Origin of the sequence: Bacillus sp. 0909A (assembly GCF_036765115.1) — a bacterium.
In the GTDB taxonomy this organism is placed as follows: Bacteria; Bacillota; Bacilli; order Bacillales; family Bacillaceae; genus Bacillus; species Bacillus mojavensis.
Window position 1 is genome coordinate 397,048 of sequence record NZ_JBAIZU010000002.1, and the last position, 14,230, is coordinate 411,277.

14 protein-coding genes and 2 pseudogenes are annotated in these 14,230 nt (G+C 41.5%); 6 read left to right on the top strand and 10 right to left on the bottom strand.

Annotation, left to right across the window (positions count from 1 at the left end; genetic code table 11):
- Positions 1-92: 92 nt before the first annotated feature.
- From ccpC to fadH, 8 genes and pseudogenes are all read right to left on the bottom strand, one after another.
- Positions 93-974, bottom strand: a complete 882-nt coding sequence (gene ccpC, locus V6D42_RS07255) for a transcriptional regulator CcpC (RefSeq protein ID WP_010334058.1) — start codon at positions 972-974, stop codon at positions 93-95.
- A 146-nt stretch (positions 975-1,120) separates the two neighbouring features.
- Positions 1,121-1,564: a cyclic-di-AMP-binding protein CbpB gene (gene cbpB / locus V6D42_RS07260; protein ID WP_333512773.1), complete on the bottom strand. Its 444-nt coding sequence runs from the start codon at positions 1,562-1,564 to the stop codon at positions 1,121-1,123.
- Between the two features lie 137 nt (positions 1,565-1,701).
- Complete coding sequence (gene abbA, locus V6D42_RS07265; RefSeq protein WP_003218673.1) at positions 1,702-1,893, bottom strand: AbrB antirepressor AbbA; 192 nt, start codon at positions 1,891-1,893, stop codon at positions 1,702-1,704.
- A gap of 139 nt (positions 1,894-2,032) precedes the next feature.
- Entirely contained in the window at positions 2,033-2,551 is a 519-nt protein-coding gene (locus V6D42_RS07270; protein ID WP_010334056.1) for a ribonuclease H-like YkuK family protein, read from the bottom strand.
- A 109-nt stretch (positions 2,552-2,660) separates the two neighbouring features.
- A complete protein-coding gene (locus tag V6D42_RS07275) occupies positions 2,661-2,900 on the bottom strand; it encodes a YkuJ family protein (protein WP_010334055.1) in 240 nt (79 codons plus the stop codon).
- 266 nt (positions 2,901-3,166) lie between these two features.
- A pseudogene (locus V6D42_RS07280) lies at positions 3,167-3,685 on the bottom strand (manganese catalase family protein); the annotation flags it as partial.
- 247 nt (positions 3,686-3,932) lie between these two features.
- Entirely contained in the window at positions 3,933-5,159 is a 1,227-nt protein-coding gene (locus V6D42_RS07285) for an EAL domain-containing protein (RefSeq protein ID WP_333512774.1), read from the bottom strand.
- Positions 5,160-5,222: 63 nt separating this feature from the next.
- Positions 5,223-5,987 carry a 2,4-dienoyl-CoA reductase gene (gene fadH / locus V6D42_RS07290; protein WP_326202144.1) on the bottom strand — a complete coding sequence of 255 codons (765 nt, stop codon included), beginning with the start codon at positions 5,985-5,987 and terminating at the stop codon, positions 5,223-5,225.
- Between the two features lie 144 nt (positions 5,988-6,131).
- Between fadH and V6D42_RS07295 the strand changes: the two genes are divergently transcribed.
- The 4 genes from V6D42_RS07295 to V6D42_RS07310 all read left to right on the top strand — a co-directional run bounded on the left by V6D42_RS07295 (position 6,132) and on the right by V6D42_RS07310 (position 9,501).
- Positions 6,132-6,992 (top strand): metallophosphoesterase, encoded by an 861-nt coding sequence (locus tag V6D42_RS07295; RefSeq protein ID WP_333512775.1) that lies wholly within the window; start codon positions 6,132-6,134, stop codon positions 6,990-6,992.
- A 57-nt stretch (positions 6,993-7,049) separates the two neighbouring features.
- The gene (locus V6D42_RS07300; protein ID WP_229148179.1) at positions 7,050-7,544 is read left to right on the top strand and encodes a L,D-transpeptidase family protein; all 495 of its coding nucleotides are present in this window, start codon (positions 7,050-7,052) and stop codon (positions 7,542-7,544) included.
- 75 nt (positions 7,545-7,619) lie between these two features.
- Positions 7,620-8,912 (top strand): MFS transporter, encoded by a 1,293-nt coding sequence (locus V6D42_RS07305; protein WP_333512776.1) that lies wholly within the window; start codon positions 7,620-7,622, stop codon positions 8,910-8,912.
- Positions 8,913-9,036: 124 nt separating this feature from the next.
- Positions 9,037-9,501 (top strand): YkyB family protein, encoded by a 465-nt coding sequence (locus V6D42_RS07310; RefSeq protein WP_168747640.1) that lies wholly within the window; start codon positions 9,037-9,039, stop codon positions 9,499-9,501.
- A gap of 251 nt (positions 9,502-9,752) precedes the next feature.
- On the opposite strand, the gene cheV is transcribed toward V6D42_RS07310, so the two are convergent.
- The gene (gene cheV, locus V6D42_RS07315; protein WP_333512777.1) at positions 9,753-10,664 is read right to left on the bottom strand and encodes a chemotaxis protein CheV; all 912 of its coding nucleotides are present in this window, start codon (positions 10,662-10,664) and stop codon (positions 9,753-9,755) included.
- 206 nt (positions 10,665-10,870) lie between these two features.
- On the opposite strand from cheV, the gene V6D42_RS07320 reads away from it, so the two are divergent.
- Both V6D42_RS07320 and V6D42_RS07325 read left to right on the top strand, forming a co-directional pair.
- Positions 10,871-11,032: a hypothetical protein gene (locus tag V6D42_RS07320; RefSeq protein WP_333512778.1), complete on the top strand. Its 162-nt coding sequence runs from the start codon at positions 10,871-10,873 to the stop codon at positions 11,030-11,032.
- Positions 11,033-11,233: 201 nt separating this feature from the next.
- Positions 11,234-12,417, top strand: a pseudogene (locus V6D42_RS07325) (aminotransferase A).
- A gap of 9 nt (positions 12,418-12,426) precedes the next feature.
- Here the strand turns inward: V6D42_RS07325 and kinA are convergent.
- Entirely contained in the window at positions 12,427-14,199 is a 1,773-nt protein-coding gene (gene kinA, locus V6D42_RS07330) for a sporulation histidine kinase KinA (protein ID WP_333513132.1), read from the bottom strand.
- Between the last annotated feature and the right edge of the window lie 31 nt (positions 14,200-14,230).

Here is a 14,230-nt window from a genome sequence, read left to right on the forward strand (position 1 = left end):
GATTTTCAATATCATATGTACCACTTTAAATGATAATGATTTTCATTGTCAATATGTAAATAAAAAAAGACAGCCTTGTGCTGTCTTTTCTCTTAAAATGGGTGCTCTTGATCAAGCATCTCCTTTACAACTGAAACAAAAGCTTGAACTTGCTTCAGTTCAAAAGCAGGTTCATAGCCTAATAACCACGTATCCCGCCCGATAGGGTTTCCTTTACCGTCTAACAGAGGCATTTTATTGACTTTGTCTTCGTTCTGAAGGGTAACAGACGGCAAAATCGCATATCCGATCCCGTGCAGCGCCATCTGTTTGCACGTTTCAATCTGATCAACCAATATAGTCTGTTTTGGCGACGTTTTAAATTTTTGATGCCACCAATGCTGAATCTCCTGAAAATAAGTGCTGTCGCTTTTAAATTGGATAAATGGCCGTTCTGTATGAGCAATATCTTCTATACAGGAAATTTCAGTATCGACTAAATACAGATGATCTGTCATTAAATAGTCTTTGCGGCCTTTCCACTCGGGGTTTCCTCTAATAATGCCAATATGAACCTGATCCTCATAAAGGCTTTTCAGCATTTCGCTGCTCCAGCCGGTAATAAGCGAAACCTTTGCATTCGGATACTTTTCCACATACGTTTTCAGAACTTTAGGAAGCCAATGCTGGCCGATGATAGAGGCGACGGCGAGCTTCAGTGTGCCGTGAATTTCTCCTTCGAGCTCATCGATATTTTCTCTAATTCTGTCCTGCTCTGACGTAACGTCATTCGCAAACTGAATGATTTTCTCTCCGGCTGGCGTTACCGTCAGTCCTTTTTGGGATCTTAAAAATATCTTTGTCCCCCACGCCTTTTCAATGGTTTGTAAACGCTGAGATAAAGCCGGCTGGGATACAAAAAGCCGTTCAGCCGCCTTTCTCATATTTAACTCCTCAGCTAAAACTACGAGCATATGAAGCTCTTGAAGCTGCATGTCGTCCTCCTTTTTATTATCAATAAGTTTTTCTTATCTCCCATTCTAATAAAAACTTAGTTTATGATTCAAGTCCTTTTCACCCCAATTTATGTATGCGCTTTCTTTATGGCTCTGGAAATATAATAAAAAATAGGCCGAGCAGCCTACTTGTTCAATGAGCGAATATGTTTATTCAATTCCTTCAAAACCACTCTTCTCGTGAAGATCCCCTCAAAGACCTGATCATCATTTTCAACGCAAACAAACCCGTTATCAATGACCATGCTGAATCCTTTGATAATCGAATCATTTATATGAAGACGCGGAATATCACTCAGCATGACTTCCTCTACGGTAATCTGGTCAAGCTTTTCGAATTCAATTCTTTCAAGACCAAAAATGCTGTTCATGATCATATTTGTCCCAATTAAGCCGTGTAAACGATAAGACGCATCCAGCACCGGGATGGCCGTGTATCCTGTTTTTGTCAGCACTAATAAAGCGTGCTCCAGGTTGTTCCCAACTTGAACGTGCGCTACTTTGTCCGCCTCAATCATAAATTGTCCGACTGTTGCCTCAAGAAGCTGATCTGATTGCAAGCTTATCATGTTTTCGACCCCTTTTCATTTTCATCAACACATACATTCCCTATACTACAATAATATAAACTTTATCAGTATTTGTCGAAAAGTTTCCTCAATAAAAAAGATACTCTTTGGAGGAGTATCAATTATAAAGTGTTCCATTAATTTTCAAATCGAAATCGGTCGTATAGCGTTACAAGTTTTTTGTAGGTGGTTCCGTCAACGTTTTTGGTTCCTGTCTCTATATCGTTGATCTCACTGCTTAAAAGCTCGATAGCATACTCATGGTTGATCAGGATATTCAGCAGAAGTTTTTGTTCTTCTTCTGTAAATCGTTCACCGATAAGACTCATTCGTAATCAGGCCCCCTGTTTTATACTGAATACCTCTGAAAGCAAGAAAACTTACTTTCAGCTCTACCGCTAGAATAAGTAATCAGAAAACAATCGTCAACCGCATAATTCGACATTTCCCTCGGCTTGCGAGCCGGAATTATTTTGTGAAACGATTTGCATAGCTGAAGGCTGTGTATGAATCCGGTTTGATTTTAGCCTCAATCCCCATTGAAGTAATACGTCCTGTCATTTCTTGAATCAGTTCTTTTGTAAGACCTTTTTTCCCAATATCCAAGTGAACCTCAAATGTAAGATCCGCCCCTTCACCTGTAAAAGGCAGGAGCAGATCGGTAATATCCATCAAGTGTCCATCCAGAATATAGGCGGCTGTTTCTTGACTGTACGCAGTTTCTAACGAAATCTTTTCACGAAGGCTATGTATGGGTCTGTCGACTGCGTGATTTTTCAAGCAGCCCCAAGCTCCCTTGCCTGTACGATGCAAATGTAACGCAGTAATAAACTTTGTGTAATCACGATAAACCTGAGAATCGGTTCCAATCGATAACACATATGAAGAACGGGGGTCCTTTCGGATAAAGGCTTTAAGCCGCTCCATCACATCTTGAAAGGTCATCTGTGCTTCTGAAAGATTATAAAACAGAAAAGAATCGGCCATGACGACACTCCTTTTCAAGGATTTACAACCATGAAACAAGTATGTTCCTTACCGTTTATTTCGATTACATGCTGCAAAGCGAAAGCTTGTTTCCCCTATATCAAGAGTCTTACTGCAGAAGTTCAAAGATTTCGATTGAAACCATGTCGATATTATCAAACGGATATGTGTTCGGCTTTTCACCTTTTTGGAAAACCGTCAGTTCGAACGTTTGATTTTTTTCGAAATATTTAACACTGCATATTTTTTCACCATTTACTTCGAAGTAGCGCTGCATTGGCTCGCTAGCCGCTTCCGCCGTTTCTTGCAGACTTTGCAGCCGTGTGATGATACCCATTAATTGTGACATTCTAAAAAAAGACTCCTTTCAAAAAACAACTTCAAATCAACAAGTATTTATTATAATACAAGTTCTATTGAGCATCATACCATAAAGTCGGACAGGATGGCATTTTCCCTGCTGAATTTAAAAAAAGAAAAAAAGTGAAAAAACTATTTTTACGTAGTTTGAGGCTTTTTTTGGAATGTCATACACACAATTATAGTTTTTTTGGTATTCCGGCAGGATCCAACAGCCTTTTGCAATTTTGTCAAAATCCTTTTTTGAATAACGGGATTTGGGATTGGATGCATTTTGCCGATACTAACGCCAGTCGCAACCTCAAGCGCTTTGGCATAAGCCACGATGTGAACGCCGCCGCACATGAGCAAATGCAGCACCAGGTTTCCGCTGTTAACACATTTTCACCAGTCCAGACTTCCCCATCGAATCAAACGGATACGATTGAGCCGTTTCAATAAGATGCTGGGAATGGCGTTTATTTTTTGCATCTCTCATCGGTGTAAAACATCGGGATCACCTTTAAATGACGAAGCTGTCAGCATTAAAGATTTCGTATTTGACACAAGCTCTACATGGCTGAATTCTTCAGCGGTAATGCTTGATACGAGATCGGCGTAAAACGGTTTTAATTTTTTCTTGCAGCGAAAGTTTCAGGATTGGAACATGTAATGATTGAGAATGGACCCTTCACCAAATTTGCCGCCTAGCTCTTGAAACGCGGCTGCAGCATTCGGGTCAGGATGTTCTGGGGTTGGAAAATCAATGCGCAGGCTGTTGCTCCTTTTGAACATGTTTTAACCTCCTAGTGGCGTTGTTTACCACTAATAAGGTTTATTGTTTTTATGGTTTGTCTTATTCGTTGACAAATAAAAAACTTGGCGGGGGTAGCGCCAAGCTTTTCGGATCTTGATCTGATAGAGGGGTTGGGGAACAGAGAGTAGCTTCTCTCTATAATTAAATGATAATGATTCTCAGTATCAATGTCAATCGTTTTTTTGATATTTTTTCAATTCATAAAAAAAACGGCTCTTCAGCCGTTTAAATCAAACCATCCTGCTCATATAAATAAGAATACGGCAGGTCTATAAATAAATACATATGATCATCCATCGGATACGAAAACGTTCTGATCATTTCACCTGTTTCCAAATCGCTGTACAAATCACTGAAAAATCCTTTTCTGAGGTTTCTCATTCTCATAATATTCTCTAAAAAATAAGGACGCCAGCTCCAATTCTTCTCCGCATACTCCGGCTGGTAAATCCATTCTCCGTTTTGTTTAAAAACATTTCCAGTCAGCTGATCGCCTTCTTCATCACAAATATAAATTCTAAAGCTGCAATCCGTCAGCTCTTCCGCAAGCTTTTTAATAAAGTCGTCATCATCCGGAGACTGGCTGTATTTTCGCAATGATGTAACAGCCTGATGCACCCGTTTGTAAAACTGTTCAGAGTGCTCATAGACGGTTTCTAGTTTCTTTTTCTCATGTGTGATAAATTGGTGAAATTCAGTCTTAAGTCTTCGCTTCAATACATCTCTCTCTAAAAACGATTCTGACGGGGACACCAAATAAAAGCCCTGAAAATAGCGGCCTCCGTTTCTCCATGCATATTGAAGCTGAAAATTCGCCTCAATATCTTCGTAAAGCAGCGCCGCACCGATTTTTCTTGCTAATAATGAAATGCTGTACAGCACATGCTCATAAGACGGAGATGGCTGCGATATTTTCAGCGCCTGCAGATCAATTTTTAACAAATCTGGTGAAAGCAGCGCAATTCTGTCCAGATTGCTGCTTTCTTTTCCGATATTATCAACTGCAATTTTGATTCCGTATGTACGATAGTAGGCAAGCATATGGTAAAGCTGCTCAATATCCCCTTCAAAATTGTGCTCCGTAATTTCAAGCACGAAACGATGAAGTTCGATCCCTCTCGCTTCATATTCTTTCAGAAGCTCAAGAAAGCTTTCGCCGTGATCAAGCATTAAAAGATTGGCATCCTGATTCATAAAGATCAGCAGATCAGAATCCGCTTCTAAAAAGCGGTCAAGAGCCTGGCGGATAATTCTGTTATCAACCTCTAATTTATATTCTTCGGGTATCCCCGCATCTAGAAAAAAGGGTCCGAGACTTTGAATTTCTGAATCTGCCAATATACGTCCCAGCACCTCATACCCGACGATTTTCTGCTCCTCGGCACTGAAAATCGCCTGGTAATATGGGTGGACATCATCAATGTTCGTTAAAATATCAAGTGGATCCAACATGTTATCACCTGCTTCTCTATCTTTGTCTAATTATACCACATTGAATCCAAAGATTAATATGCTTTAAAACGGATAAGGATTCAACCATTGCCCCCCATCCAGAGTGACACATTCTCCATTCATATAGGAAGCTTCATCAGAAAGCATAAACGCTGCCAAAGCGGCGATTTCCTCGGGTGTGCCAAGCCGGCCGAGCGGCACACTGTTTATCGTTCGGGACATCGCTTTTTCTGATTCGAAAAGCTTCTCTGCACCGCCTGTTCGTTCAATTGGACCGGGTGCAATCGCATTTGAACGGATTCCGTATTGACTGCCCCACTCTACAGCAAGAGTTCTAGTGAGCGATAATACGCCAGCTTTTGCCGCAGCGGAATGAGCAACCCCCGCACCCGCTCCCCACGCATAAGTGGCGGCCATATTTAAAATAACACCCTTCTGCTGATGCTCAATCCAGTGCCTGGCTGCGGCCTGACTGCAAAAAAAAGTACCATTTAATACAATCTCAATTACCGCTTTCCATCCATTGGGCGTGAGCTTTTCCGCCGGACAAATAAAATTGCCGGCCGCATTATTAATAAGTGCATCAAGACGCCCAAACCCATTTAGCGCTTCTGCAACCATTTGTGCTGCAGAAGAATCAGAACGGACATCCATTTGAAAGCAGGCAACTTGGCCCTCAAAGGTTTCAATTTCTTTCTTTGTTTCTTCAAGCGCTTCCTGGTTCCGCCCTGTTATCATGACGTTCCAGCCTAATTTGGCCTGTTTCTTTGCCATTGCTTTTCCCATGCCGCTTGACCCGCCGGTAATAATAACAACCTTTTTTTCCATTGTATGATCCCTCCTGTTATGAATGAGTATTCATTCAATATCATTCTATCATTATACGCAAGCTTCTGTCAGCACATGCTGAGATGAGATTTTTTAAAGGTACAGGTGATATAATAGAAAAACTCTATTAAAGGTTGGTTTGAAATGAAAAAGATGTCCAGAAGACAATTTTTAAAAGGAACGTTCGGCGTTTTTGCGGCCGGGGTTTTAACGGCTGGCGGCGGATATGGCTATGCCCGCTATCTGGAACCGCATATGATTGAGACTACTAAACACACGATTAAAAGCTCTCTCATTCCCCATGGATTTGACGGTTTTAAAATTGTGCAGTTCAGTGATACACATTTAAGCGATTACTTTACGCTTGATGACTTTAGAACTGTCATTCTGACAATCAATGAATCTAAGCCTGATTTGATTGTTTTTACCGGTGATATTATCGATAACCCTGATACGTATCACAATTATCAGGCAGTGATTCCTTACTTGAGAAAGCTGCAGGCACCCTTCGGAAAGTTTTGTGTTTACGGCAATCATGATCACGGCGGCTATGGTACCGATGCTTATAAAGGCCTGATGACTTCAGGAGGTTTTACGGTGTTCCGCAACGCCTATCAAAAATTGACGCTCACAGACGGCAGCGAAATTGAGATTGCTGCGCTCGATGATTTAATGCTCGGGAAACCCGATTATGAAGGCACACTATCGAAACTAAGCGAGAAGCTTTTTTCCATTCTGCTCGTCCATGAGCCTGATGCAGCCTTGAATACAAAAACATATCCTGTCAATCTGCAGCTATCCGGACACACACACGGCGGGCAGATTCAGCTGCCCTTCTACGGACCGCTTATTACGCCTCCGTACGGAAAAGTCTATACCGAAGGAATGTATCAAACAGATGACACTCATATTTATGTGAACCGCGGCCTTGGGATGACGAGACTGCCTTTGCGATTTCTGGCTAAACCTGAGATCACATTCTTTACATTAAAAAGCACAAATTAATGTAGCAGAATGGGTTCCTCATCAATACTTATAAATAAAAAAGGGAGGATGAGGAAACTGCTCACGTACCAGATTAAACAAGGCGATACACTCACCAGCATCGCGGCCGATTTCAGAATCAGCACCGCTGCTTTAACTCAGGCCAACCCTTCGCTGCAATCAGGAGTTATCGCCGGACAGCGCATTGTCATCCCCGGTCTCCCGGACCCGAATACGATCCCCTATCATATTGCAGTCTCAATTGGGGCTAAAACCCTTACTTTGTACCAAAATAATCGGGTAATAAAAACATATCCGATCGCCGTCGGTAAAATACTGACACAAACTCCGACTGGCGAGTTCTATATTATTAACCGCCAACGCAATCCCGGCGGACCATTTGGCGCTTATTGGCTGAGCCTTTCAAGGCAACACTATGGAATACACGGCACGAATAATCCCGCTTCGATTGGCAAGGCTGTGTCTAAAGGCTGTATCCGCATGCATAACAAAGATGTTCTAGAACTCGCTTCCATTGTGCCAAACGGAACAAGAGTCATGATTAACCGGTAATGTTTTCTTATTTGTTTCAAAAACAGGCGGTTTATAATATGATAAAGTGGGACCTTTAGGGTAAGGAGCGTTTTTATGGATATATTTAAAAATCGTAATTTTGTTCGTCTATTTTTCGCAGCACTCGCTTCTCAAATGGGCACGACAGTAGGCAACATGGCATTTGCTTTTTTCTTGCTGGACCGCTTCAGCAGCCAGCCTTCGTACACAACCTTGGCTGAACTGATGTATTCCCTTCCTACAGTATTTGTGTTTTTACTTGTGGGAGTCGTGGCGGACCGGTTTGACAGAAAAAAAGTCGCGGAAAACTGTGATTGGATCAGAGCCGCCCTGACTGTCGTTCTTTTTTTCACTTTATTTACCGGCAATATTCCTCTTGTTTTCTGTATTTTGTTTGTCAGAAGCGCTGTAACCAAGTTTTTCTTTCCTGCAGAAAACAGTTTAGTACAAGCCATCCTGCCGAAGGAGCATTATGCGAAAGCGGCCGGGCTTAATCAGATGCTTTTTAGTATCTTTATGGTATTTGGGGTTGGAATCGGTGCTTTTATGTATAACACAATCGGAATTCATGGAGCGATTATCCTTGATTTTATCAGCTTTATTATTTCCGGCCTGCTGATCCGTACCTGCCGGATTCCAAAAGAAGCCAGACAGCCGAACGGTACATTTAACTGGAGACAAGCTTCCTTAAAGGATTCGATAAACGATTTTAAAGAAGGCATTGTCTACATTTTAAAAAACAAGCTGCTGGCCTCTCTGATTTTCGGTTTCTTTGTTTTTGGTTTTGTGAACGGAGGATTTGCTGTATTGCCGATGTTTACAATGAAGTATGGACTGGCCCCCGACCGTTATGAGTGGCATACATCCGTATTTACGATCGCGATCGGGTTTGGGCTGTTGGCAGGAAGTGTGATCGGCACGTTAATCTCTAGAAAAGTGAAGCCTCACTTTTTAATGTCGGTGCCGATTTTAATTGCAGGCTTGCTGATTTTTGTCCTTGGCTACACCAAAGTTTTATGGGTGTACTACGCGACTACTTTTGTACTGGGGATGTGTATCGGTCCGGTAAACATCGCCATCGGGGGATGGATGCCTAAGATTGTCCATCCGAAGCTGATGGGACGTGTAAGCGGCTGGCAAGATCCTTTTATGATGTTTGCGCAGTCTTTGACACTTGGCTTAGTGGCGCTGTTATTTCCTAAGTTCGTATCAAACATCGATTATCTGTATTACGGCATGGGCGTTTTCATCCTGGCTGTTTTCATTTTCTATTTTGTGGCACTGCCAAAATACAGTGCGCAGGCTGTGGAAGTGAATGTACAGGAAGCATTTCAGGCTCAGCCGAAAAAGAAAGCAAAATCTGTATAATATAAGTTGAAAATGCGCTTTTTTCCTCAGAAAAAGCGCATTTTTGCATTCAATATTTGCATTTCAACCTTAAAAAAGTATAATCTAATCATATAGAATTTGATTAGAGCAAAGGAGAGAAATAATGGACGACCATGCATACTCGAAAGATCTGCAGCCAACCGTAGATAATCTTTCAAAAGCAGTTTACACTGTGAACCGCCATGCAAAAACCGCCCCCAACCCTAAATACCTATATCTGCTGAAAAAACGGGCTTTGCAAAAGCTTGTCAAAGAAGGTAAAGGAAAGAAAATAGGGCTTCATTTTTCAAAAAATCCAAGGTTCAGCCAGCAGCAATCGGACGTGCTTATCTCAATCGGAGACTACTATTTTCACATGCCTCCAACTAAAGAAGACTTCGAACATCTTCCGCATTTAGGTACACTTAATCAGTCGTACCGAAATCCTAAAGCTCAAATGTCTTTAACAAAAGCAAAACACCTATTGCAACAATACGTCGGCATGAAAGAAAAGCCGCTTGTGGCGAATCGCCAGCAGCCTGCATATCATAAGCCTGTCTTTAAGAAACTCGGCGAGAGTTATTTTTAATAAAAAAGCCGCTGCCGCTGGGGGGACTGACCCCCGTTTTTGAGACAGGGATCAAAACACCTTTTATCCAGCCAATTGCCGATAGCTTATCGGTGATTGGCTGTTTAGTTTCGTTTGAATACGGCTTGTTCCCAGACAAAAAACACCTCCAGTCTTATTTCGGACAACAACAATCCGTTTTCAAACTTGAAGGTGTTTTTTATTTGTCTCATCTTATGGGGTCAGTCCTACTTATGGCATCCGGCTTTTTATTAATCGATCACATACGTATCTACTTTTTTAATCAGATCGCCGATTTCCGGCTTGCTGATTTGCTCGTCGGCACCGACCACTTCTCCCCTGTGACGCAAATCATCTGTAATTAATGATGAGAAAATCATAATCGGCACATCAGAACTCTTCGGATTGTCTTTAAGCAGCTTTGTCAGCCTGTGCCCGTCCATTTTCGGCATTTCAATGTCACTGATGATCATATCGATCTGTTCTGTTAAATCATTGCCGCTTTCAGCAAGGTTCATGATATAGTCATATGCGTCTTTTCCATTCTCAAACGCTGTAATATTGTTGTATCCGGCTTCGGTTAATTCATCCTTTAAGAGGCGCATCAGAAGCGGTGAATCCTCCACAATGATAAGCTTTTTATCAGCTCTTCTTTCATCATAGCCCTCGGTATGCATATTGTACGTATCAACACCTGAGTCTGATTCGATATCATAGATGATTTTTTCATAATCAGGCAAAAAGATCATCATGTCTTCCAGTTTGATAATCCCTGTGAGGTGCCGCTCCATTCCTTGATTTAAGGAAGTCGGCTTTTCAATTGCTTCCCAGGAAACCCTGTGAATTTGAGAAACAGATCCGACATGGAAAACAATTTTTCGCTGGTTAAATTCAGTTACGATATACTTCTCGTCTTTTGATCCCTCAGGCTCAACCCCAAAAAAGGAAAACAGGCTGATGACTGGGAGAATTTCTCCCCTTAGTTTAATCATTCCTTCTACATGCTGGTGGGAGTGAGGCACTGATGTGACCTCAACAGGCTGAATAATCTCTCTCACTTTCATGACGTTAATGCCGAAAGCATTGCCATCAACGCCAAACTTCACAATTTCTAATTCATTAGTACCAGAATCCAATAAAATTTCGTATTGTTGTAACGACAATTCAATCCCTCGCTATTCGCATTCAGTATTGTACTGTATATATCGGCGCAAATTACAAAAAATGAATGGTGAGGCTCTCAAAATCCTATTCCGGCCACAGTTATGCTGACAATCTCAAAAAAAGAAACTTTTTTCCTAATGTCCATTGACATTCCGACTGACAGTGATAAAATAGTCAAGGATTTTTCCAAAGAAGGGTGTAAATAATGGGTACTTTAGTAATATTTAAAGAAGATAAAATGACTGTTTTAGAGGATATCAGTGAAGAGACTTATCTTCATATGAAGAAAGAATCTGCTGACCTTCAAGAAGAGCATCCCCCGTACATGATTTGGCACGAAGACCTTCATTTTGACTATGGTTATTGATGAAATTGGCACATATAAACAATAATAGAACATGATACAATAAAGACAATCAAATCGCTGGTTGTCTTCTTTTTTTCTGAGAAGGAAGGTATGTTTAGAAAATAGGCGCATACAATCGAAATATATCGGTTAAAAAGGTGACAAATGGCCAGCTAGTGGTAAAATAGGATAAACTCATTATATATATTAAGGTGATGAATTATGGAACATTTGCTGAATCCGAAAGCCAGAGAGATTGAAATTTCAGGAATACGCAAATTCGCAAATCTTGTATCTCAACACGAAAATGTCATTTCACTTACGATCGGCCAGCCTGATTTTTTCACGCCGCATCACGTAAAAGCTGCCGCAAAAAAAGCCATTGATGACAACGTTACATCATACACTCCAAATGCCGGTTACCTGGAATTGAGACAAGCTGTTCAGCTTTATATGAAGAAAAAAGCGGACTTCAACTATGAAGCTGAAAGTGAAATAATAATCACAACAGGAGCAAGCCAAGCCATTGATGCAGCATTCCGCACCATTTTGTCTCCCGGCGATGAAGTCATTATGCCCGGTCCGATATACCCGGGTTATGAACCCATTATCAATTTGTGCGGTGCCAAACCTGTCATTGTTGACACAACATCCCACGGTTTTAAGCTCACAGCCCGGCTGATTGAAGAAGCTCTGACTCCCAATACCAAGTGTGTCGTGCTTCCTTATCCGTCAAACCCTACCGGTGTCACGTTATCTGAAGAAGAGCTGAAAAGCATTGCGGCTCTTTTAAAAGGCAGAAATGTCTTCGTATTGTCTGACGAAATATACAGCGAATTAACATATGACAGACCACACCATTCGATTGCAACACATTTGCGGGATCAAACGATTGTTATTAACGGTTTGTCAAAATCCCACAGCATGACGGGATGGAGAATCGGATTTTTATTCGCTCCTAAAGACATAGCAAAACACATTTTAAAGGTTCATCAATACAATGTGTCATGTGCGTCCTCTATTTCTCAAAAGGCAGCGCTTGAAGCTGTGACTAACGGATTTGACGACGCCCTGATCATGAGAGAGCAGTACAAAAAACGGCTCGATTATGTGTATGACCGCCTCGTGTCTATGGGGCTTGATGTCGTAAAACCGTCTGGCGCATTTTATATTTTTCCTTCTATTAAATCCTTTGGAATGTCTTCGTTTGATTTTAGTATGGCTCTTTTGGAGGATGCTGGTGTGGCGCTTGTGCCCGGCAGCTCGTTCTCAGCGTTTGGTGAAGGATATGTACGGCTGTCTTTTGCATACTCGCTGGACACATTAAGAGAAGGATTAGATCGTTTAGAATTATTTGTACTAAAGAAAAGGGAATCGATGCAGACGATATAAACAACGGCGTTTAAGCCGTTGTTTTATTTTTTTGGAAATGAGATCTTAAACGCTGTGCCTTTATCCGGCTGACTGTCTACATGGATAACGCCTTGATGATTCTCAATGATATTGAATGTTACCATCAGCCCGAGTCCCGTTCCCTTTTCTTTTGTCGTTAAAAATGGTTCTCCAATACGGTTGAGCACCTTTTCAGGTATGCCCTCCCCTTCGTCCTTGACGGTAACATGAACAGAATGCTCATCCTCTGTTACGATAATGTCTACAGTGCCTCCGTCAGGCATGGATTCTACGGCATTTTTTATTAAATTAATGAATACCTGCTTTAGCTGATTTTGGTCCCCGTTTATATAAATGCTGTCTTTCTCATAACTGGTTCTGATGAAAATCCCGTTCAAATTCGCCTGAGTTTCCAGCAGCGCCGAGACTTCACCAATTAGTTTTTTTAAGTTCAAATGCTTCTTAACCGCATTCTGCTGGGGCTTCGCCAGCATCAGCAGTTCACTGAGTATTAATTCAATTCGGCTGAGCTCAGAGAATACAATGTCAAAATAATGTTCATTTCCTTCCATCGTCGGTTTCATCAGCTGTAAAAATCCTTTGATCGCTGTCAGCGGATTGCGGATCTCATGCGCGATTCCCGCTGCGAGCTGTCCTGCGATAGATAACTTTTCTGATTTAAGCATGAGTTCCTCTGTTTGTTTTCTCTCAGAAATATCACGCAGAATGACTTGGACAGCTGCTTCACCGAAAAAGGTCGTCGGAATGCAGACCATCTCCGTGTAGATGACCCTGTTCTGAAAGGTAAACCATGATTGCTTAACAATTTCTGATTCTGTTTTTTGCTCGGCAATGTTTTGGATTCTCTCTTTCACGTCCTCATGATCGCAAGGGTGAAGCTGATCGTATATATTTTTGCCGATTAAATCCTCATAGGTAGCCGCTTCAAACAGCGAAATTCCCGACTCATTCATAAACACCCATTTCCCATTATGAATCACAGCAATAGTATCGATTGAATTTTGAATCAGCAGCTGATATCGTTCACGGCTTTTTTGCAGGATGGTTTGGAATTTTTTCCTTGAAGAGATATCGATTAGCAGAAGCAGTTCAGCCTGCTGGTTTTTGTAGACGGTCGGGGACGCTTTCACTTCTAAATGAACAGGTGTGCCATCAAGCCTTTTCCACGTCTGTTCAATCATTCCGACTTCCATTCCTTTTTGCATTCGTATAATTCTGTTTTTGACGATATCATGATACTCTTCCTCAATAAATTCATAGGACCATTTGCCAATAACAGCATCCTTGCTCTTTGCTCCCAGCATGGAAAGCATCGCGCTGTTCACATAGACGATTTTGCCGCTGACACTGATGCATAGCGGGCTTGGAAGATTTTCAACTAGCCGCTCATAATCATCCGTTATATATGTAGTTGATTCCGGGTTCGCAGGCTCAATTTCATGTTTTTCGCAGGTAAGAGGCTGATGGCCAGACTCTTCTTCAAGAATCTTCATTTTCAAAATGATTTCCCGTTCCGTCCGCTCAGCTCTCGTCGTCACAATTTCTACTGCTGCCTCCACCCATACAATCGTATGATCTTTTTTAATGAAACGAAAGGTGCACGGCATCAGATGATGTTCATTATAAAAATAGCTTTCAACTAAAAACTGGTCTTCCTCATGCAGAAATGTCTTGAGGAATGATCCGATCATTTCTCCCTGGAGATAACCCAGATACAGTTTGGAGTTGGCTGATATATAAATGATGCGTCCATTAGAAGCCAAGACTGCATGAATATCGGTTTTCGTTTAAAATGGCTTAACATAC